Origin of the sequence: Actimicrobium sp. CCC2.4 (assembly GCF_034347385.1) — a bacterium.
Taxonomy (GTDB): Bacteria; Pseudomonadota; Gammaproteobacteria; order Burkholderiales; family Burkholderiaceae_D; genus Actimicrobium.
This window is the reverse complement of sequence record NZ_CP133777.1, coordinates 2,628,305-2,648,578: the sequence shown is the minus strand read 5'-3', so window position 1 is coordinate 2,648,578 and position 20,274 is coordinate 2,628,305. Positions and strand designations below refer to the sequence as shown.

19 protein-coding genes are annotated in these 20,274 nt (G+C 59.7%); 14 read left to right on the top strand and 5 right to left on the bottom strand.

Annotation, left to right across the window (positions count from 1 at the left end; translation table 11 throughout):
* Positions 1-12 precede the first annotated feature (12 nt).
* Entirely contained in the window at positions 13-1,473 is a 1,461-nt protein-coding gene (locus tag RHM62_RS12080; protein ID WP_322122343.1) for a DUF1501 domain-containing protein, read from the top strand.
* Between the two features lie 21 nt (positions 1,474-1,494).
* Here the strand turns inward: RHM62_RS12080 and RHM62_RS12075 are convergent, their stop codons facing one another.
* A complete protein-coding gene (locus RHM62_RS12075) occupies positions 1,495-2,508 on the bottom strand; it encodes a DUF6352 family protein (protein ID WP_322122342.1) in 1,014 nt (337 codons plus the stop codon).
* A 145-nt stretch (positions 2,509-2,653) separates the two neighbouring features.
* Between RHM62_RS12075 and RHM62_RS12070 the strand changes: the two genes are divergently transcribed.
* The 3 genes from RHM62_RS12070 to RHM62_RS12060 all read left to right on the top strand — a co-directional run bounded on the left by RHM62_RS12070 (position 2,654) and on the right by RHM62_RS12060 (position 7,495).
* Positions 2,654-3,790, top strand: coding sequence for an alpha-hydroxy acid oxidase (locus RHM62_RS12070; RefSeq protein WP_322122341.1), 1,137 nt, complete (start codon positions 2,654-2,656; stop codon positions 3,788-3,790).
* 270 nt (positions 3,791-4,060) lie between these two features.
* Complete coding sequence (locus RHM62_RS12065) at positions 4,061-6,304, top strand: hypothetical protein (protein WP_322122340.1); 2,244 nt, start codon at positions 4,061-4,063, stop codon at positions 6,302-6,304.
* Between the two features lie 81 nt (positions 6,305-6,385).
* Positions 6,386-7,495: a hypothetical protein gene (locus RHM62_RS12060; protein ID WP_322122339.1), complete on the top strand. Its 1,110-nt coding sequence runs from the start codon at positions 6,386-6,388 to the stop codon at positions 7,493-7,495.
* Between the two features lie 116 nt (positions 7,496-7,611).
* On the opposite strand, the gene hslO is transcribed toward RHM62_RS12060, so the two are convergent.
* The 3 genes from hslO to RHM62_RS12045 are packed head-to-tail and all read right to left on the bottom strand — an operon-like array spanning position 7,612 to position 10,807.
* Positions 7,612-8,544, bottom strand: coding sequence for an Hsp33 family molecular chaperone HslO (gene hslO, locus RHM62_RS12055; RefSeq protein WP_322122338.1), 933 nt, complete (start codon positions 8,542-8,544; stop codon positions 7,612-7,614).
* Positions 8,541-9,068 (bottom strand): gamma carbonic anhydrase family protein, encoded by a 528-nt coding sequence (locus tag RHM62_RS12050; RefSeq protein ID WP_322122337.1) that lies wholly within the window; start codon positions 9,066-9,068, stop codon positions 8,541-8,543. Before RHM62_RS12050 ends, hslO begins: the two co-directional genes overlap by 4 nt.
* A gap of 56 nt (positions 9,069-9,124) precedes the next feature.
* Positions 9,125-10,807 carry an acyl-CoA synthetase gene (locus RHM62_RS12045; RefSeq protein ID WP_322122336.1) on the bottom strand — a complete coding sequence of 561 codons (1,683 nt, stop codon included), beginning with the start codon at positions 10,805-10,807 and terminating at the stop codon, positions 9,125-9,127.
* Positions 10,808-10,890: 83 nt separating this feature from the next.
* Here RHM62_RS12045 and RHM62_RS12040 point away from each other — a divergent pair, with 83 nt between their 5' ends.
* From RHM62_RS12040 to RHM62_RS11995, 10 genes are all read left to right on the top strand, one after another.
* Positions 10,891-11,766: an alpha/beta hydrolase gene (locus tag RHM62_RS12040; protein WP_322122335.1), complete on the top strand. Its 876-nt coding sequence runs from the start codon at positions 10,891-10,893 to the stop codon at positions 11,764-11,766.
* 83 nt (positions 11,767-11,849) lie between these two features.
* A complete protein-coding gene (locus tag RHM62_RS12035; protein ID WP_322122334.1) occupies positions 11,850-12,698 on the top strand; it encodes a 3',5'-nucleoside bisphosphate phosphatase in 849 nt (282 codons plus the stop codon).
* Positions 12,699-12,759: 61 nt separating this feature from the next.
* Positions 12,760-13,635: a protease HtpX gene (gene htpX, locus RHM62_RS12030; RefSeq protein ID WP_322122333.1), complete on the top strand. Its 876-nt coding sequence runs from the start codon at positions 12,760-12,762 to the stop codon at positions 13,633-13,635.
* 49 nt (positions 13,636-13,684) lie between these two features.
* Complete coding sequence (locus RHM62_RS12025; protein WP_322122332.1) at positions 13,685-14,308, top strand: L-threonylcarbamoyladenylate synthase; 624 nt, start codon at positions 13,685-13,687, stop codon at positions 14,306-14,308.
* A 77-nt stretch (positions 14,309-14,385) separates the two neighbouring features.
* The gene (locus tag RHM62_RS12020; RefSeq protein ID WP_322122331.1) at positions 14,386-15,048 is read left to right on the top strand and encodes a site-2 protease family protein; all 663 of its coding nucleotides are present in this window, start codon (positions 14,386-14,388) and stop codon (positions 15,046-15,048) included.
* Between the two features lie 6 nt (positions 15,049-15,054).
* Positions 15,055-16,257, top strand: a complete 1,203-nt coding sequence (locus tag RHM62_RS12015) for a tryptophan--tRNA ligase (RefSeq protein WP_322122330.1) — start codon at positions 15,055-15,057, stop codon at positions 16,255-16,257.
* Complete coding sequence (locus tag RHM62_RS12010; RefSeq protein ID WP_322122329.1) at positions 16,257-16,826, top strand: class I SAM-dependent methyltransferase; 570 nt, start codon at positions 16,257-16,259, stop codon at positions 16,824-16,826. The genes RHM62_RS12015 and RHM62_RS12010 overlap by 1 nt, the downstream gene beginning before the upstream one ends.
* 89 nt (positions 16,827-16,915) lie before the next feature.
* The gene (dapA, locus tag RHM62_RS12005) at positions 16,916-17,794 is read left to right on the top strand and encodes a 4-hydroxy-tetrahydrodipicolinate synthase (RefSeq protein WP_322122328.1); all 879 of its coding nucleotides are present in this window, start codon (positions 16,916-16,918) and stop codon (positions 17,792-17,794) included.
* Positions 17,795-17,861: 67 nt separating this feature from the next.
* Entirely contained in the window at positions 17,862-19,028 is a 1,167-nt protein-coding gene (gene bamC, locus RHM62_RS12000; protein ID WP_322122327.1) for an outer membrane protein assembly factor BamC, read from the top strand.
* Between the two features lie 26 nt (positions 19,029-19,054).
* Positions 19,055-19,831, top strand: coding sequence for an MBL fold metallo-hydrolase (locus tag RHM62_RS11995; protein ID WP_322122326.1), 777 nt, complete (start codon positions 19,055-19,057; stop codon positions 19,829-19,831).
* 58 nt (positions 19,832-19,889) lie between these two features.
* On the opposite strand, the gene RHM62_RS11990 is transcribed toward RHM62_RS11995, so the two are convergent.
* A complete protein-coding gene (locus RHM62_RS11990; RefSeq protein ID WP_322122325.1) occupies positions 19,890-20,117 on the bottom strand; it encodes a hypothetical protein in 228 nt (75 codons plus the stop codon).
* Positions 20,118-20,274: the final 157 nt, after the last annotated feature.

Genomic DNA, 20,274 nt, shown 5'->3' with positions numbered 1-20,274 from the left:
CCGGAGTTACTGATGACGAATAAAACTCAGATGAATCACCTCTGTGCATCACGTCGTGCCTTCCTGCGCACGGCGTCACTGCTTTCGCTGGCTGGCACTGCCGCCACGCCGTTCGCGTTGAACCTGGCGACCATCGGTGCGGCTGCCGCGCAAACCGCGCCGTCCGATTACAAGGCACTGGTGTGCTTGTTCATGAGCGGCGGCAATGACAGCTTCAATACCGTGCTGGCGACCGATCCGACGTCCTGGGCCGAGTACCTGCGCCTGCGCGGCTCGACCGATAACGGCGCGATTGCGTTGCCGGCCGTTGGCAGCGCCGGCGGTGTCTTGCCGATCGTGCCAAAGACGGCACAGGCCGGACGCAGCTTTGCGCTACATCCGAACCTGCCGGAGCTCAAGGGTCTGTTTGATGCCGGCCGCGTCGCTGTGGTGTCCAATGTCGGACCACTGGTGGTGCCGACCACGCGCGAGCAATATCTGGCGCGCAGCGTGCCATTGCCACCAAAGCTGTTCTCGCATAACGATCAGCAATCGCTCTGGCAATCGTCGATGCCCGAAGGGGCCCGGTCCGGCTGGGGCGGACGCATGGGAGACCTGGTGGTCGCGAGCAATTCGACGCCGATCTTTACGGCTATCTCGGTGTCGGGTAACGCGGTTTTCCTGTCGGGCCAGACCATCAACCAGTACCAGATCACCGGTGCCGGCGCGGTATCGATCGACGGCCTCAGTGGTTCGCTGTTCGGGTCGAGTTCTGCGGCTAATCCGTTGCAAGCCATCATCAGCAGCGATCGCAGCAACCTGTTCGAAAAAGAACACGCGGCCGTGGTGCGACGTTCAATTGCTGCGCAGAGCTTACTGGCGACCGGGCTCGTGCCGGCTGGTGCGACGGGCATTCTCAATCCGACCCAGTACAACAGTCCGCAGCGGGGCGCACTGGCGAACAATTCGCTGGCCGTGCAATTGCAGACGGTGGCGCGCGTGATCGCCAGTCGCGGCGCGCTCGGGACCAAACGGCAAGTGTTTTTTGTCAATATCGGGGGCTTCGACACACATGATGATCAGCTGGCACGGCATGCCGATCTGATGGCGCGCGTGAGTCATGCGATGGCGTATTTCGATGGCGTGCTCGGCAATCTGCAGGGAGCCAATCTGCGCAACCAGGTCACCTTGTTCACGGCGTCCGACTTCGGGCGCACTTTCACCAGCAATGGCGATGGCACTGACCATGGCTGGGGTGGACACCACTTCGTCATGGGCGGTGCAGTGCGCGGGCAGGATATCGTCGGTGCGATACCGGTGACCGGTCTTGGTCACGCCCAGGAGGTAGGCGGCGGCAGCCTGCTGCCGCAATTCTCGGTCGATCAGTACGGTGCGACGCTGGCCAGCTGGTTTGGCCTCAGCCCCACGCAGATCGCCGGGGTATTCCCTGGTATCGCCAACTTCACCAACAAGAACCTCGGCTTCATGACCTGAGCTGCCGCCACCGCAAGACCGTCAGGAGATCGACGCCAGCGGCAAATTGAGCAGCAGGTTTTGCGGCTTGATGCGCAGCACATCCTTGCCATCCATCGCACAGGCGAGGTACACCGGCCGGCCGGCAACGTCCGGCCGGACCAGCGAGCGATCGGCAAACGTCATCCTGAACAGCGACAGGATGCGCCGGTTACGCGTTGCATCGAGTGCCTTGCCCTGATACAGGTCGTTCAGGATGGCCGTGGCCTGCGCATCGAGTCCGATGTGCCAGGCCCATTTTTTGTCTTCGATCCGGGGCACCGGTTCGACTGTCACACTCGCCCCGAAAAAATGCTGCACCCAACGTTCGATCAGCTGACAAAACGCCGTCAGCGCCGGACGATCCTGGCCGAATGCCAGCACCGTATCGTGGGCTTCATTGCGCTGCCAGTAGCGTGCCGCGTTGCCTTGTTCCAGCACATCCAGATCGACCCGGCGCGGCTTGGTTTTGGATTCGACCAGCAAGCGACCGAGGTCGCCGTAGTTGCTGCCGGACTCATGCAGTTCGACGGTGGCGGCATCGGCCAGCATGATTGCGCCGTCTTCCAGCGCCACTTTCTGCGGCCTGAAAAATAGTTCGGCGGTGCGCGCCAGTACCGCATCGTCGGTGCCGGCCAGTATGCCGCGCAGGATCAGTTGCGCCAGCTGGTCGATGAACAACGGTGGCACCGTCACATCACCCGAACGGAAGATGTCGAAGTAAGCCGCTTCCAGTGTCGGTGCCGCCAGCAGGCGATCGCGAAACGCCAGCATCACGCCATAGTTTTCGCGCGCATCGGGGTCGAGCAATGCCGCCAGTTCGGCTGCCGGTACGGGCCGTCGCGGCGCTGCCAGCAGTGCCTGATGCAGCACCAGTTCGGCCGGACAGGATTCCGGTACCGGCGCGACTTCCGGCCGCAGCCACCAGGCGTGCAGCAGCGCGTCACTGGCGAGGAGTTTGCCGTCGCCGTCGCGTTCGGTCAGGTTGAAGCCGGAGTGGGGCCAGAAATCATGCATGGGTCGGGGCGCAATGCGCGTGTCGAAAGCCGCGAGTATCCCACACCGGGCCGCGCCGCCGCGGGCATCGATGAAGAACTTTCAAGCAGAGCACGCTTCATCGCGCGTACATTAACGCCTTGTCCAACCTTTCCGGCCTCATTCCATGATTACGAACATTGAAGACCTGCGTGTCCTTGCCGAACGTCGCGTACCACGCATGTTTTATGACTACGCCGATTCCGGCTCCTGGAGCGAAACGACGTACCGCGCCAATGTCAGCGATTTCAATGACCTGAAATTCCGCCAGCGGGTCGCCATCAACATGGAAAACCGCTCGCTGAAAACCACGATGGCAGGGCAGGATGCGGCGATGCCGGTGGCCATTGCACCGTGCGGCATGACCGGCATGCAGCGTGCCGATGGCGAGATCCTCGCCGCGCGTGCCGCCGAGCAGTTCGGTGTGCCGTTCACGCTGTCGACGATGAGCATCGCCTCGATCGAGGATGTCGCGGCCAACACCAGCAAGCCGTTCTGGTTCCAGCTCTACGTGATGAAAGACCGCGGCTTTGTCAATGACCTGATCGACCGCGCCAAGGCCGCCAAGTGTTCGGCGCTGGTGCTGACGCTGGACCTGCAAATCCTCGGACAGCGCCACAAGGATCTGAAGAACGGCCTGTCGGCACCACCGAAACTGACTCTGCCGAACATCGTCAACATGATGACCAAGCCGGGTTGGTGCATGGGCATGCTGGGCACCAGGCGGCGCACCTTCGGCAACATCGTCGGCCACGTCAAAGGCGTCGAAAACATGTCGTCGCTGTCGGCCTGGACCGCGCAGCAATTCGATCCGGCGCTGTCGTGGGATGACGTCCAGTGGATCAAGGACAAATGGGGCGGCAAGCTGATCCTCAAAGGCATCATGGATCCCGAAGATGCCCAGCTGGCCATGCGCAGTGGCGCCGATGCGTTGATCGTCTCTAACCACGGTGGTCGCCAGCTCGACGGTGCGGCCTCGTCGATCGCCGCTTTGCCGGGTGTGATCGAAGCCGTTGGTGATGGCATCGAAGTGCACATGGATGGTGGCGTGCGTTCGGGGCAGGATGTGCTGCGGGCGGTGGCGCTGGGTGCGCGCGGTGTGTACATCGGCCGGCCTGTGCTGTACGGCTTGGGTGCCATGGGGGGCGAGGGCGTCAGCAAATGCCTGGAGTTGATTCACAAGGAGCTCGACATCACGATGGCCCTGTGCGGCCAGACCGATATCCGCAAAGTCGGACGGCAGATTTTGTTGCCGCGTAGCTGAGTTCTCCCTGTTTTCTGTGGGTTTGAAAAACCGCGTTGTGGCTGACGCGGTTTTTTTTTGTCCGGATTTTAATTGGGGACCTGGAAAAAATGGAGCGAGGGTCCGCGCGCGTGACAACCAGGAGTCGCAGGAAGTAAAGTAAAAAATTAATTATTAAAAAGAAAATACTGCATACAAAATGCTTCTTACAGGGCTAATATCGCTGCCGCTACATTGAGTTACAAATGCCAGATAACCTTTCGCAGAGAAATTTTTTTCAGGGGTAATGTGATGAAATTGACAAAAATGGCCGTAGCTTGTTCGTTGGCGATGACCTTGGTCGCTTGTGGTGGTGGCGGTAGCAGTAGCAGCTCGCCCAATAATGGCGGCACGACAGTCGCGGCAACGCGAACACTGGAAGGCGTGGCCGCAAAAGGCTTGATCAAGAACGGGGTCGTGAAGGTCTATGTCTACGGAGCAGATGGTGTCAAATCGGCCACTCCTCTGGTCGAAAGTCGCACCTCATCGGTCGATGGCAGTTACTCGGTCAGCCTGGGCAGCAATGTGGGTCTGTTCACCGTCGAAGTCAGTGCCGACGCCGCCACCACGATGGCTGATGAATTCCTGGGCGATATCGCGATGCCGGCTGGCATGACCTTGCGCAGTCTGGTGCAACTCGATAGTGCCGCCAGCACAACCATCAAGGGCTATGTCACGCCGTTTTCCGAAATGCTGGTCAGCGCAGCGGCCAAGGCTACTGGCGGTCTGACGACGGCCAATGTGTCGCTGGCGCAGGCCGGCGTGGTCAAGTTACTGGGTTTCGACCCGCTGACCACCAAGCCATTCAATGCCAACAGTGACGCCGCCAGCAATTCCACCGATGCATCCGAGAAGCTGCAAAGCGTCTTGCTGGCCGCGATTTCCAAGATTGCCAACGACACCAGCAACGACCTCGGTTGTTCGGGTAGCGTCAGCGAAAAAATCAAGTGCGTGGTGGACGCCACGACCGGCACCGTCGTGCTGACCGGCGGCAACCTGAGTATTTCGCTCAAGGCGCAAGTTGCGGTTCGTGCGGCCTCCGAGTCAGTCGCTGCGAACACAACGATCAACAGGACGAAACTGATCTCGCTCGATGGCGTCAATGGATTTTCGCAGGCATCGGTGACGACCGGGTCAGCCGACGATAACCCGGTGGCGGCGGCCAAGTCGTTCTTTGCCAGCATACGCAGCAATTTCCTGGCCCTGTTGAATGCCGAAAAAACAGGTTCGCTCAACCTGCAAGTCACCACGTTGCAAGCCGATTTTGAGGCGGCAACCGCGCCGGTCGACAAGGACCTGGCGAACTGGGTGCTGCTGATGGATAGTGGCATTGCACATTTCAAATACGCAAAAGAAAATCCGACGCTAGTCTTTTCCACCAATGGCTATGACGCCGGAGTGGGCAAGTGCTTCCTGTACTCGGATGCAGACACCACCAACCCGGTTACTACCGGCGCGCAGGCGATCAATGTCGGGTGCCGCCTGAACAGGAAAGGCATTGTTGGCGACGCCACCAAGGCCTATACGAAAGGCATCACGCTGACCCCGGTGGGCAGTTCGCTCACTAGTTATACGTACAAAGCCCGCGCGCGAGTGGACAATGTCAGTGTCAATCCGCCGGTGGTGTTGGCGACGATAGGCGACATTGTGACCGGCACCGTGTCCTACACGGAATCTGCCGGTGTACTGACCAGCATCGTGATTGCCGGTGACATGCCTGCCCGCAATACGTCTACCGGTGTGAAGATTACTGATCACGAAACCTGGAACGTCAACGCCACCAGAGCGCTTGAAGCCGACAACGTGACGACCAAAGTCGCTTTTACCGGGGATATTACGGCGTACAAGGCGGGTACCGGCGTCGGTGCGCTGACGTTGAAGGCGGGTTCGTTTGTGCGGGCCGTGATGGATGGGCAGACTGTTTCCGCGCAAGGGCTCAAGGAAGTCAATCTGGTTCTCGCCGCCACCGGCATCAGCAGCAGCGTTACCGGTACCCTCGTGATGAAGGATTTTTCACTGGACGGTTCCGGTCTGGCGTATTCACCGACTGACGTGAAGTTCTCCGGTAATTTTACGAATGCCAGTGCGGAATTCTTCAACGGTACGCTGACCGCCAAAGCCACAAACTACGCGACCTACCAGAGTAGCGTCGCCGACTCGTCGAGCAACTTCCTGAAAGGCTCGGCATCGTTCGTCGGGATCGTCAAGATCGCGTCGCGTCCTGACGTATCGGTCAGCCTGGCCAGTAGCGTGTCGGCCTACAACGCTGATTCTTTGACAGGCCAGTTCGATGACGGCACCAACCTGATCCTGATCAGTAGCACAAAGGCGCAGCCGGGCGTGCTTCGCTTGTCCAGTGCAAAGGGCTTGTCGATGGTCCTCAGCGATGGAGTCAATGTTACTGACGTGTTCAAAAACAGCAGCAAGATTGCCACCTACACGCGCAATAGCGGTGTCATCAACTACAACGATGGCTCGCTTGAAACCGTGAAGTAAGCACCGCTCATCACGGGTGTTTCCGGACCTGACGGCATGCCGTCAGGTTTTTTATTTTCCGAACCGGACAGGTGCTTACTCATGCAACGTTTTTTATTTTTCACTGTGCTGGCATCGTCGATCGCCAGTCCTGAGGTGATGGCCCTGCAATTGTCACCATGGCAGGCACCGGCAACCGGCTGGCAAGCCTATGCCGACATCAGTGCGTGGGCCGCTTACGATGCAATTCCGGTCGACGAATTCGGCGGCAAGTGGGGCGAGGGCTACGCGCCGCGCAATGGCCGCAATGTATTCTTGCAGCGTAATCGCGCCAGCATCGGCGTCGAGAAGGAGGGTTGGCGGGTAGGCGTCGAAGTCCGCCAGGAAGGCGCGCTTGATGCCAGTCGCGATACGGTGGATTTTTATCATCTGTATCAGCAGCGCCAGCGTCCGGATGCGGCGCGCAGGTTCGATCTCGATGCGCGTTTCCAATCGTGGTCGGCCTCCGGCCTGCGTGTGGCCCGGACGGTTGTCCTTGCGTATGGCGTGCAGGTGAGCTTGTCCGGTGCGCTGTACGGAACACTGCGTCACCGCGATACTGCCGTCGTTGGCAATGCCAGTTATCAGGGGGCGGGTGCTTACGGTTTCAATGCGCAGTCACTGGAATCGGATAGCCGGTATCGCTACCCGTTCATGCCGGCGGCGTCCCAGGCATCGTCCGGTGCAAGCCTGTCGGTGGCACTGCAATTGCCGCTGGATGCACGCTGGACCGCGAACCTTGCGGTCGATGATCTGTGGAGCCGCCTGCGCTGGTCGAACTTGCCGACGGTGCAGAAAAGCATTCACTCGGACGTCACCAGCACGGACCAGAACGGTTACGTGAATTACCAGCCGTTGCTGACCGGGCAAAATAGCCTGATCAGCAAATCCGGCACGATAGGTGCCACGCGATCGGCCAGTCTGTCGTACCGGCAGGATCAGTGGCTGGTGAAGCTGGGTGCTGACCACCTCGCAGCAACCACGATCCCTGCAGTCGCGGTGACGTATCACAGCACGCTGGGCGCATTCACGGGTAGCTATGAAAGTCGTTTCAAGACGGTTGGGCTGGGCTATGGTGCCGGACCGTTTTATGTGCAGCTTCGCGGGAATGCATGGTCGGTGTCGCGGGCGACTTCGCTGGGATTGAATGCGGGGGTGCGTTACGGGTTTTGAGGTGCACGCTGGCGGACTTGACCAGCTTTTGCGGGGGGCGCGCGTGGGCACGAAAGGCTGTGCCCACCCTACGAATATTTCGCGCGAACCCGGCACTCGCGGAGTGCTTATTGTTTTTAATGCTTAACCTTGCTGTCGCTCGCCAGCACCTCGGTGGCGACGAACAATTGCGCGCAATCGACTTTGTCGAACGCGTAATGCTGTCCGCAAAAATCGCAATCGACCGACATCTTGCCCATTTCGGCGAGTGCCGAATTGACTTCTTCTTCGCCCAGCATCTTGAGCATGTTGCCGACCCGGTCGCGGCTGCAGGTGCAGCGGAAGCTCGGATGCTGCGGGTCGAAGACGCGGATGGTTTCTTCCCAGAACAGACGGCGCATCAGCGTCTCGATATCCGTCTCCAGCAGTTCGGCATTGCGCAGTGTCGAGCCCAGCATCACGCTGCGATCCCAGGTGGCAAGGTCATCATCGACAGGTGCATCGATACCGCCCGTGCTCGGCAGTTTTTGTAGCAGCAGACCGCGCGAGACATTGGCATCGGCGGCCAGCCACAAGCGCGTATCGAGCTGTTCCGAACGCAGCATGTAGTGTTCGATGACGGTGGCAATCGAGTCGCCGTCGAGTGGCACGACGCCCTGGTAGGCTTGCTGGCCGGGCAGCTTGTCTTTCGGGTCCAGCGTGATGACAAAACGGCCCTTGCCGTTCAGGTTCACCAGGTCGGGCAGCATCGATGCTTCGCTGATGATGGCGTCGGCATCGAACTTGGCGGTGGCGCGCATGTGCAGGTCGCCATCGCATTCGACCACCAGCAGGCGTACCGGACCATCGCCGTAAATCTGCATGACGATCGCGCCATTGAACTTCAGGTTGGCTGATAGCAGGGCTGCTGCTGCCATCATCTCGCCGAGCAGTGTCTTGACGGCGGGCGGATAGTCACGCCGTTGCTGCACCTGTCGCCAGGTGGCCGATAACTCGACCAGTTCGCCGCGTACCGGAGCACCTTCGAACATGAATTTTTGCAGCGTATCGGGGCTCTTGGTATCGCTCATGCCAGCACCTTTGTCAGCGTGGTCTTGAACGATTGCGCGCGCGCCACGTAGCTGGCAGCGCTGCCGCTGAGCTTGGTGATTTCGTCGGCGGTCAGCGTGCGTACGGCTTTTGCGGGCGAGCCGATGATCAGTGAATGGTCCGGAAATTCCTTGCCCTCGGTGACCAGTGCACCGGCACCGACCAGGCAGTGACGGCCGATTTTTGCGCCGTTGAGGATAATGGCCTGGATGCCGATCAGCGATCCTTCGCCGATGGTGCAACCATGCAGCATCGCTTGATGACCGACGGTGACGTTGTCGCCGATGGTCAGCGGATAGCCGATGTCGGTATGGCAGACCGCGCCTTCCTGGACGTTGCTGTTTTCGCCGACGCTGATGAGCTCGTTGTCGCCGCGCAGCGTGACATGGAACCACACGCTGCTGTTAGCGGCGAGGCGCACCTTGCCGATCAGTGTGGCTTCGTCGGTGACGTAGGCCGACGGATCAATTTGCGGCGTGTGCTCGCCGTACTGGTAGATGGCCATGAAAAATATCCTGTCAATGAATGCGGTAAAGGCGGCATTTTACTGCCGCCGCAGAATCAGGATGGCGTGCCGGCGCGGTCGCGCTCCAGTTCGCGCAGCACGCGCCGCTGCACCTTGCCGGTGGTGGTCATCGGCAGCGCATCGATGAACTCGATCTCTTTCGGATATTCGTACGGTGCCAGCTGTGATTTCACGTGCGCTTGCAACTCAGTCTTCAGTGCTGCATCGGCCAGCGGATTGCGCGCGACACTATCGACCAGCACCACGAAGGCCTTAACCAGATTGCCACGCTCGGCGTCCGGCTTGGGCACCACGGCGGCATTGGCGACGGCCGCATGCTTGACCAGGCAGTTCTCGATTTCGGACGGCCCGATGCGATAGCCCGCCGCTTTGAACATGTCATCGGCACGGCCCTGGTACCACAGGTAGCCATCCTCATCCATCAGTGCCAGGTCGCCGGTGCAGCACCAGTCGCCGCGAAACTTGTCGGCGGTGGCTTGCGGATTGTTCCAGTAGCCGAGGAAGAAAATCGGGTCCGGCATGCCATGCCGGTCGGTACGGTTGAGCGCGACATCGCCGATGCTGCCGGCCGGCAGTACCTTGCCGTCAGCGTCGACGACGGCAACCCGGTGACCGGGATACGGACGACCCATGCTGCCCGGACGCGCCGGCCATTTGGCGGCGCTATTGCCGACGATGTAGTTCATTTCGGTCTGGCCGAACATTTCATTGATGGTCACGCCAAGCGCTTTTTGGCCCCAGTGGAACACCGCATCGCCGACCGCTTCGCCGGCGCTCATGATGGCGCGCAGTTTCAGCTTGTAAGTTTTGCGCGGCAAGGGCACCGCTTTCATCATCATCTTCAGGGCGGTCGGGAACAGGAAGGTATTGGTGACTGCGTGTTTTTCCATCAGCCGGAAGGCGACCTCGGCACTGAAGCGGCCCTGATAGCCGACGATGGCCTGACCGAAGTACAGCGTCGGCAGCAGCGCATCCATCAGGCCGCCGGTCCAGGCCCAATCGGCCGGCGACCAGAACACATCGCCTTTTTTAGGAAACCAGTTTTGCGATGCGACGAAGCCTGTCAGGTTGCCGATCACGGCGGCGTGCGGCAGCAATGCGCCTTTCGGTGCGCCTGTCGTGCCGCTGGTGTAAATCAGGATGGCGGGATCGGTCGCCAGCGTATCGACGGGTGTAAAGACCGTCGATGCCTCGGCCAGCAATTCGTGCCAGTCAAGGCAATCGACATGCTCGCCGTCGACGTAAATGAGGTGCTTGAGGGCAGGGCAGTGCGCCCGACTGGCCAGCAGGTTGTCAAGTCCGGCCTGGTCGACGATGGCGACGCTGGCGGCGCTGTCCTGCAAGCGGTACTCGAGTGCGTCAGGGCCGAACAGGATGGACATCGGCATGGCCACTGCGCCGAGCTGATAGCAGGCCATGTGCGCGATCGCGGTCTCGGCGCGCTGCGGCAGGATGATGGCCACGCAGTGCTGCTGGCCGATGCCGAGGTAGCGCAGCGCGTTGGACAGGCGATTGGCTTCGTCATGCAATTCCTGATAGGTCAGCGCGCTGTGCTCGCCGGACTCGTCATCGCACAGCAGCGCGATGCGTTCGGGGTCCTTGGCCCAGCGCCGGCTGCATACCTCAGCGATGTTGAAGCGGGTCGGGACATGCCAGACGAAGTCGTCATACAGGCTTTGGTACTGGTCTTGGACGGGGGTCTTGCTGACTGCAGGCATGTGTACTCCGGTATAATTTTGCACGGTCGTTCTATTCGGTCGCATCGCTTGCACTTTGCTCTACATCTCGCATACAGGAAAACATGAAAGCTTCCCGCTCGGAATTTATCACGGTACGCGGTCTGCGTTACCACATTCGCCATTGGGGTAATCCGGACGCGCCGCTGTTATTCATGGTGCATGGCTGGATGGATGTCTCGGCGTCGTTCCAGTTTGTCGTCGATCATCTGGCGCGCGACTGGCATGTGATTGCGCCGGACTGGCGCGGCTTCGGCCTGACCGAAAATTCCGGTGCGGACAGCTACTGGTTTGCCGATTACCTTGGTGACCTCGATGCCATCCTGAACCATTACGCACCGGCGCAGGCAGTCAATCTGCTGGGTCATAGCATGGGTGCCAATGTCGCGACGCTGTATGCGGGTATCCGTCCTGAACGCGTCGCAAAACTGATCAACCTCGAAGGCTTCGGCATGCCGGTGACCCGTCCGGAACAGGCACCGCGCCGCTATGAAAAATGGCTGGAAGAGCTGGCGGTATCAAGTCCGTTGCGACCCTACGCATCGCAAGCCGAAGTCGCGGCCCGGCTGCAAAAAACCAATCCGCGCCTGTCGAATGCCCGCGCTGCGTTCCTGTCCGGCCATTGGGCGGCGCAGCAGGATGATGGCAGCTGGCGCATCCTCGGCGACGCCGCCCACAAGCAATCGAGTCCGCTGCTCTACCAGGTCGACGAAGCGATGGCCTGCTGGCAGCGCATCACTGCGCCGGTGCTGTGGGTCGAAGCGGCGCAGACCGATGTCTGGCGCTGGATGGGGCCGAAGGAACAGGCACGTGTCGAGATCGACAGGCGCATCGCCTTCCTGCCCTCGGTGCAGACCGCGATGATCGATCAGGCCGGGCACATGCTGCATCACGACCAGCCCGAACAACTGGCGCAATTGGTGGAGGATTTCCTGCTGTAACGGGCCGCCGGGCCACGCGGCGATGCGAAGGCCTGCATCACGCTACAATTGGTCTCCCCAATTGTTTGAACTGCGTCGTCCCCGTGCTGAATATCGATCTGCATTGCCATTCCACTTTTTCTGACGGTTTGCTGGCGCCGGCGCAAGTCGCTGCGCGTGCCAAGGCCAACGGCGTCGATGTCTGGGCCTTGACCGACCATGACGAAGTCAGTGGCATTGCCGAGGCGCGCCATGCCGCACACGCGCTCGATCTGCAATTCATTGCCGGCGTCGAAATCTCGATTACCTGGGCTGGCGAAACCGTCCACATCGTCGGTCTGCAAATCGACGAAACCAATCCGCAACTGGTGCTGGGCCTGGACTCTACGCGCTCGGGGCGCGAACAACGCGCGCACGACATGGCGGATCAACTGGCGATGGTAGGCATACCCGATGCGTTCGAGGGTGCCCTCAATTTTGTCGGTAATCCGGACTTGATTTCACGTACCCATTTCGCGCGCTACCTGATTGAAATCGGCGAATGTCGCGACGTGCCGGATGTCTTCAGCAAGTACCTGATCGAAGGCCGTCCCGGCTACGTGCCACATCGCTGGGCCACACTGAAGCAGGCGGTTCAGTGGATACGCGGGGCCGGCGGCACGGCGGTCGTCGCCCATCCCGGACGGTATGATTTCAGTGATCTGCAGCTGGGTGCCTTCCTGGATGAATTCATCAGCTACGGCGGCAGCGCCATCGAAGTCATGACCGGCAGCCACACGGTCGATCAGTACGATACCTTCGCCCGGATGGCCACGCGTTACGGCTTGCGGGCCTCACGGGGTTCCGATTTTCATGGTCCCGGCGAGTCGCGTGTCGATCTCGGAGCCTTGCCGCCGTTGCCACCATCGGTCACGCCGGTCTGGGCTGATTGGGACCTGCAGCGCAGGTCTTGAAATCCGGGGCCGACGGCCGCATCTGCGCTCCACGTGCCAACCCCACTCCGGAGTGTCTTGTATGAAACGAATTTTCCTGTTCCTGGCCACCAATATTGCGGTGATGCTCGTCCTGTCCGTCGTGCTGTCGGTGCTGGGCGTCGACCGCTTCATTACGCAGGCCGGACTGAACTTACCGATGTTGATGGTGTTCTCGCTGATCGTCGGCTTTGCCGGTTCGATTTTCTCGCTGCTTATCAGCAAGTGGATGGCCAAGCGTTCCACCGGTGCCCGGGTCATTGAATCACCAAGTAATTCAACTGAACTCTGGCTGATCAGCACCGTCGAGAAGCTCGCGATGCGGGCCGGAATCACGATGCCGGAAGTGGCCATCTACGACGGCGAGGCCAATGCGTTCGCGACCGGTGCCTTCAAAAATTCGGCGCTGGTGGCGGTCTCGACCGGCTTGCTCGAATCGATGAACAAGGAAGAAATCGAAGCCGTTCTGGCCCACGAAATCGCCCACGTTGCCAATGGCGACATGGTGACCATGATGCTGATCCAGGGTGTCGTGAATACCTTTGTGGTGTTCCTGTCGCGCGTGATCGGCTATGCAGTCGATCGCGCTCTGTCCCGCGGCGACAGCAATAGCGGCCCCGGCATCGGCTATATGGTGACGGTGATCGTGGCGCAAATTGTTCTTGGTATCGGTGCCTCCATCATCGTCGCCTGGTTCTCCCGTCACCGCGAATTCCGCGCCGACGCCGGCTCGGCCAAACTGCTGGGCTCGTCCGAACCGATGGTGCGCGCACTGCAACGCCTCAGTGGCATGACCCCGAACGCGCTACCGCAGTCGATGGCCTCGATGGGTATCAGCGACAAGCCCGGATTCATGGAACTGTTTTCGACGCATCCGCCGATGGAGCAACGCATTGCCGCGCTGCGCGGCCAGCGCTAACCGTTATTTTATTTGGGGACGGCGGCCGTAGTGGCCGCCGTTTTGTTTGATGAGCCAATTTTTTCAGATTCATGCCGACAATCCGCAGCAACGCCTGATCAATCAGGCGGCAGAAATTATCCATCGCGGCGGCATCGTTGCGATGCCAACGGACTCCAGCTATGCGCTGGTCTGCCATCTCGATGACAAGGATGCCGTGACGCGCTTGCGCCGCTTGCGCGGCGTCGATGACAAGCATCTGCTGACCTTGCTATGCCGTGACCTCGCCGAGATCGCGCTGTATGCGAAGGTCGACAACAAGCAATACCGCTTGCTGAAAGCAGCCACGCCCGGGTCCTACACAATGATCCTGGAAGCGACCAAGGAAGTGCCGCGCCGGGTCAGTCATCCGTCACGCAAGACCATCGGTCTGCGCGTGCCGGAGAACAAGATTGCGCTGGCCTTGCTCGAACAACTCGGCCAGCCACTGCTGGGCACCACATTGATTCTGCCCGGCGATGAGCATCCGCTCACCGACGCTGACAGTGTGCGTGATCGCATTGAAAAGCAAGTCGACCTGATTATCGATGGTGGCGCTTGTAGCCTCGAACCCACCACCGTGGTCGACCTCAGCGGCGACGAGCCGGTGCTGATCCGGGCCGGACGCGGACCGCTGGCGCTGTTCGGTTTCTGATTTGGTAACGCTGCCTGTTCCCCGCCGGTTCTGCTGCATTTCGCAGGACGCCCTGTTCCCTCTGCTAAACTCCGCCCATGAATGATTTGATCCAGACCGTTGCGGTCTATGCCTTACCCGTGCTGTTCGCCATCACCCTGCATGAGGCGGCACATGCTTATGCGGCGCGCTATTTCGGCGACAACACCGCTTATGCCCAGGGCCGGATGACGCTCAATCCGATCGTCCACATCGACCCGGTCGGCACCATTCTGGTACCTATCCTGCTGTACTTTTCGACGGGTGGCGCGTTCCTGTTCGGCTATGCCAAGCCGGTGCCGGTAGACTTCGGGCGCTTGCGCAATCCGAAGCGCAACATGCGTTGGGTGGCCTTTGCCGGACCGGCGTCCAATTTGTTCATGGGATTTGTCTGGGCCATGCTCGGGATTATCATGGCCGCCGTCGGCGTGCAAGAGCCCTTTTTCTACGATATGGTGCAGGCCGGCGTGATGGTCAACCTGGTCGTGTTTGCGTTCAACCTGTTTCCGATTCCGCCGCTCGATGGCGGACGTGTCATGTACAGTCTGCTACCGGACAAGATCGCCAACCAGTACGCCAAGCTCGAACCGTATGGTTTCTTCATCGTGCTGGGCCTGGCGCTGACCAAAATCCTGTACCCGATCTGGGTGCTGCCGGTGATGGCCTTGGGTCGCGGTTTCCTGACGCTGCTGCTCACTCCTTTCCACTTCCTTTTGAACTGATCGACTATGTATCCTGATCGTGTAGTCTCCGGCATGCGGCCTACTGGTGCGATGCACCTCGGCCATTACCACGGCGCCCTGAAAAACTGGATCCGGCTGCAATCCGAATTGCCCTGCCTGTTTTTTGTCGCCGACTGGCATGCGCTGACCACGCATTATGACGATCCGAGCATCATTGAAACCAGTACCTGGGACATGTTGATCGACTGGCTTGCCGCCGGTGTCGATCCATCGCAATCGACGCTGTTCATCCAGTCGCAAGTGCCGGAGCACGCCGAGCTGCATTTGTTGCTGTCGATGGCTACGCCGTTGGGCTGGCTCGAACGGGTGCCGACTTACAAGGATCAGCAGGAAAAACTCGCTGATCGCGATCTCGCAACCTATGGCTTCCTTGGTTACCCGCTGTTGCAGGCCGCCGATGTGCTGATCTATCGCGCCAGCCAGGTGCCGGTCGGTGCCGATCAGGTGCCGCACATCGAGATGATGCGCGAAATTGCGCGGCGGTTTAATCATCTGTACGGGAAGGAAAAAGGCTTCGAAGAAAAAGCCCGTGATGCGGTCAAAAAGCTCGGTGGCAAACGCGCCAAGATTTATGCCGAACTGCGCAAGGCGTATCAGGAGCAAGGCAAAGACGAGGCGCTACAGCAAGCCAAGGCGATGCTCGACGATACCCAAAACCTCAGCATGATTGACCGCGAGCGCCTGTTCGGCTATCTCGAAGGCAGCGGCAAACTGATTCTGGTCGAGCCGCAATGCCGGCTCACCGAATCGTCCCGTCTGCCCGGTCTCGATGGCCAGAAAATGTCCAAGAGCTATGGCAATTCCATTGCGCTGCGCGAAGACAAGGACAGCCTGACCAAAAAGATCCGCACGATGCCGACCGATCCGGCACGCGTGCGCCGCACCGATCCGGGTGATCCCGAGAAGTGCCCGGTCTGGCAGTTACATCAGGTGTACACCAATACCAGCACGCATGAGTGGGTCATGAAGGGTTGCAAGTCGGCAGGCATCGGTTGCCTCGAATGCAAGCAACCAGTGATCGACGCGATCCTGAAAGAGCAGGAGCCGATGCGCGAGCGCGCGCAAGTCTATCTGGATGATCCGTCGCTGGTGCGGGCGATCGTCGCCGATGGCCGCGATACGGCACGCAAGCTGGCACAGGAAACCATGCGTGACGTGCGCGACGCGATGGGCTTGTCGTACAGCTGATGCTTCATCAGACCGATGCGCCATCGGCGTGGGTACAGCGCTTCGCCACCCGCATTCCGTCGGGCCTGGTGCTCGATCTTGCCTGCGGCAGCGGCCGTCATGCGCGCTTGCTGGCGGATGCCGGCCATCCGGTGCTGGCAGTGGACCGCATGGCCGAAGCGCTCGCCGCCACGGCAGGCCCGCATATCGACACGGCTTGCATCGATCTGGAAAACGGTGATGGTGCGGCGCAACTGCTGCAAGCTGGTCGTTTCGCCGGCATCATCGTGACCAATTATTTGCATCGGCCATTGTTACCGCTGCTGTTCGCCAGCCTGGTCGATGGCGGCGTATTGATCTACGAAACTTTTGCGCAGGGCAATGGCGCGTTCGGCAAGCCATCCAGTCCGGCTTTCCTGCTGCAACCCGGCGAACTGCTGGCGGCGGCACTGGCTGCCCAAGTTCATGTACTGGCTTTTGAAGACGGCTATCACGCCTTTCCCACGCCTGCCATGCGACAAAAATTGTGTGCAATTAAATTGTGTAGCGAAATGCCGGCCGAGCTATTGCGGCTGTCAGAGGACAGGTAATTGTTTGTAGAGACGCGTACCGACACCTTCCCGTAGCCTCCGGCTATCCGCTACAATTACCCACCTCATTATCTGGCGATTCAATAATCATGATTCAGGGAAGCTTAGTCGCAATCGTTACACCGATGCACACCGATGGCAGTCTCGATTTACCGGGATTGCGCAAGTTGATCGACTGGCATATCGCAGAAGGAACTGACGGTATCGTGATCGTCGGGACCACCGGCGAATCGCCGACCGTCACCGTCGATGAACATTGTGAATTGATCAAGATTGCGGTCGAACACACCGATCGGCGCATTCCAATTATCGCCGGCACCGGTGGCAACTCCACCGCCGAAGCGATCGAACTGACCCGTTATGCCAAGAGCGCCGGTGCCGATGCCTCGCTACTGGTGGTGCCGTATTACAACCGGCCTACGCAAGAAGGCATCTACCAGCATTTCAAAAAGATCGCCGAATCGGTCGACTTGCCGGCGATCCTGTACAACGTGCCCGGTCGTACCGTGGCAGACATGAGCAACGACACCATCGTGCGCCTGGCTGGCGTACCAGGCATCGTCGGGGTCAAGGATGCGACCGGTAATATCGGTCGTGGCATTGACCTGCTGAGATTGCTGCCACCCACGTTTGCGGTGTATTCCGGCGACGATGCAACGGCAATGGCATTGATGTTGTGCGGCGGTAAAGGCAATATTTCTGTCACGGCTAATATTGCGCCGCGTGCCATGCACGAACTGTGCGCCGCCGCGATCGCCGGCAACCTGGCCGAGGCTATCCGGATTAACAATCGCATGATGCCGCTCAATAACAAGCTGTTTATCGAACCGAACCCGGTACCGCTGAAATGGGCGATGCAGGAAATCGGCCTGATCGAAGCGGGCATGCGTTTGCCGCTTGTCCCCCTTGCCGCTGAATTCCACGCGGTGGTTCGCGCGGCGATGCGCGAATCGGGCGTACTACAATAAGCCGCTTCGACAAGCGTCCCTGCTCGAAATTTTTTCGACTTCCATCCGACTCTTATATCGCATCGACATGACCCTACGCTCCAACCCTGAAACAGCCCGCAGCCTCCTTCTGGCGGTTGCCCTTACCGGACTGGCTGGCTGCAGTTCGCTCAATTCGATCATGGAGCCGGATCGGCTGGATTACAAAAGCGCCAGCAAGGCTTCCACGACCAATCTGGAAGTGCCACCCGACCTGACTCAATTGCAAAAAGACAGCCGCTATGCAATCCCCGAAAGTAACCGAGGAACCGCTACGGCATCGAGCTATACCGCGCAGACCGGTACGCTGCCGGTAGCGACCAGCGCCGCGCCGGCGGTGGTAGCGCCGGCAGTCACGCCGGAAGCGCGCGTTGTGCGCGACGGTAACGAGCGCTGGCTGGTGGTCAAGCAAAGCCCGGAGGTACTGTGGCCGCAGATCAAGGACTTCTGGCAGGAGTCGGGTTTTCTGATCAATATCGAAAGGCCGGAAGCCGGCGTGATGGAAACCGACTGGGCAGAAAATCGCGCAAAAATTCCTCAGGACTTCTTGCGCAAGACCTTGGGCAAGGTGGTCGATTCGCTGTACTCGACGGGCGAGCGTGACAAGTTCCGCACCCGTCTCGAGCGCGGGGCCGATGGGTCGACCGAGGTGTATATCAGCCACCGTGGTGCCGAGGAAGTGCTGACCGGTGCGCAAAAAGATGGCACGGTCTGGACACCCCGTCCGGCCGATCCGGGCCTCGAAGCCGAATTCCTGTCGCGTCTGATGGCGCGTCTGGGTGTCGAGGAAGTCAAGGCTAAGAGCATTGTCGCGCAGGCCGTGCAACAGCCAAACCGTGCCAAGCTCGGCAAGGATGCGGGCGGTCCCTATGTTGAAGTGGATGAAGGGTTTGACCGCGCCTGGCGCCGGGTTGGCCTGTCGCTGGACCGCGTAGGGTTTACTGTCGAAGATCGTGATCGGGTCCAGGGCATGTATTTCGTGCGCTATATCGACCTCGGGCAGGATGCGAAGAGCAAGCCGAATGGCGAAAAAGGCTTCTTCTCACGGCTGTTCAGCAGCTCTGACGACAAGGCCAAGACAGCCCAGAAATACCGCGTCTCAGTGAAACAACTCGGTACCATCAGCCGGATCACGGTACTCAATGCCGACGGCAAGCCGGAGATGTCGAGTACGGCCGATCGTATTCTGACTTTGCTCAACGAGCAGCTCAAGTAATCGCCGGATTTGCTTAACTTGCTCCATTGAAGTTTGCCAGTCTGGGCAGCGGCAGCGAAGGAAACGCGCTGCTGATCACCGCAGCTTCCGGCATGACGCGCACCACCGTCATGCTGGACTGCGGTTTTTCCGTCAAGGAGACCGAGCGTCGCATGGCACGCATCGGCATGGCGGCGGCCGAATTGAGCGCCATCGTCATCACCCACGAACATTCTGACCACGTCAGCGGCGCGCTCAAATTTGCGCGCCGTTACCACGTTCCGGTCTGGCTCAGCTACGGTACTTTCCAGGCAGTGCGGGACGATTGCAAAGGCGTTGATATCCGGTTTTGCCGCGATGGCGTGGCGGTCCCGATTGGTGATCTGGAACTCATGCCCTACACCGTGCCGCACGATGCGCGGGAACCTGTGCAGTATGTGGCCAGCGATGGGCGCGTGCGACTTGGTGTGCTGACCGATGCCGGTCATTCCACCCCGCATCTGGTGGGCGCACTGGGCGGTTGCGATGCGCTCGTGCTCGAGTGCAATCACGACAAGCATATGCTGGCGAACTCGGTCTATCCGCCCTCGCTGAAACGCCGCATCGGCGGCATTTATGGCCATCTGTCCAACGATAGCAGCACGCAAATTCTGGCGGCGCTCGACCGCTCCCGCTTGCGCATGGTGATCGGTGCCCACCTGAGTCAGCAAAACAATACGGCAGCGCTGGCGGCAGCAGCATTGACACTTGGTTTAGATGGCGATGCCGTGCAAGTCATGATTGCCAGTCAAGCGGATGGCTTTGACTGGATTGACCTGGATTGAGCATTCTGCAGACGAAAAAAAACCGACCTGAAGGTCGGTTTTTTGCATCAGCCTAAAATTACTTAGGTGCTGGTGCCATTTCGGATGGCTTGGCATCTGCGGCAGGAGCGGCAGGAGCATCTGCAGCTGGAGCAGCGGCTGGAGCGGCTGCGTCAGGAGCTGGTGTAGCAGCAGGAGCAGGAGCTGGTGCCTCGACGACTGGAGGAACGACAACGACTTCTTCTTTTTTGCCGCAAGCAGCGAGTGTCAGGGCGAACAGGGAGGCGATCAGCAGTGCTTTTTTCATGGTGTTTCCTTTAATTCAAATGGTTCAAAGTTATGCGATGAATAATTACCGGTAATTATCGCTCTATAGAAATAGCCAACAAAGAATCCGAGCCAACCGCGCAGTGGACGCCAGAAAGGTTTTTTCTAAGCGGCCGATTATAGCGGCTTTTTGTGCG

Coding starts and splice junctions, on each gene's coding strand:
- hslO (WP_322122338.1), bottom strand. CDS start 8,544: ATGAGCGATACCAAGAGCCCCGATACGCTGCAAAAATTCATGTTCGAA.
- RHM62_RS12010 (WP_322122329.1), top strand. CDS start 16,257: ATGCTTCATCAGACCGATGCGCCATCGGCGTGGGTACAGCGCTTCGCC.
- RHM62_RS12070 (WP_322122341.1), top strand. CDS start 2,654: ATGATTACGAACATTGAAGACCTGCGTGTCCTTGCCGAACGTCGCGTA.
- RHM62_RS12050 (WP_322122337.1), bottom strand. CDS start 9,068: ATGGCCATCTACCAGTACGGCGAGCACACGCCGCAAATTGATCCGTCG.
- RHM62_RS12020 (WP_322122331.1), top strand. CDS start 14,386: ATGAATGATTTGATCCAGACCGTTGCGGTCTATGCCTTACCCGTGCTG.
- bamC (WP_322122327.1), top strand. CDS start 17,862: ATGACCCTACGCTCCAACCCTGAAACAGCCCGCAGCCTCCTTCTGGCG.
- RHM62_RS12065 (WP_322122340.1), top strand. CDS start 4,061: ATGAAATTGACAAAAATGGCCGTAGCTTGTTCGTTGGCGATGACCTTG.
- RHM62_RS12040 (WP_322122335.1), top strand. CDS start 10,891: ATGAAAGCTTCCCGCTCGGAATTTATCACGGTACGCGGTCTGCGTTAC.
- RHM62_RS12025 (WP_322122332.1), top strand. CDS start 13,685: ATGAGCCAATTTTTTCAGATTCATGCCGACAATCCGCAGCAACGCCTG.
- RHM62_RS11990 (WP_322122325.1), bottom strand. CDS start 20,117: ATGAAAAAAGCACTGCTGATCGCCTCCCTGTTCGCCCTGACACTCGCT.
- RHM62_RS12075 (WP_322122342.1), bottom strand. CDS start 2,508: ATGCATGATTTCTGGCCCCACTCCGGCTTCAACCTGACCGAACGCGAC.
- htpX (WP_322122333.1), top strand. CDS start 12,760: ATGAAACGAATTTTCCTGTTCCTGGCCACCAATATTGCGGTGATGCTC.
- RHM62_RS12015 (WP_322122330.1), top strand. CDS start 15,055: ATGTATCCTGATCGTGTAGTCTCCGGCATGCGGCCTACTGGTGCGATG.
- dapA (WP_322122328.1), top strand. CDS start 16,916: ATGATTCAGGGAAGCTTAGTCGCAATCGTTACACCGATGCACACCGAT.
- RHM62_RS12045 (WP_322122336.1), bottom strand. CDS start 10,807: ATGCCTGCAGTCAGCAAGACCCCCGTCCAAGACCAGTACCAAAGCCTG.
- RHM62_RS12060 (WP_322122339.1), top strand. CDS start 6,386: ATGCAACGTTTTTTATTTTTCACTGTGCTGGCATCGTCGATCGCCAGT.
- RHM62_RS12080 (WP_322122343.1), top strand. CDS start 13: ATGACGAATAAAACTCAGATGAATCACCTCTGTGCATCACGTCGTGCC.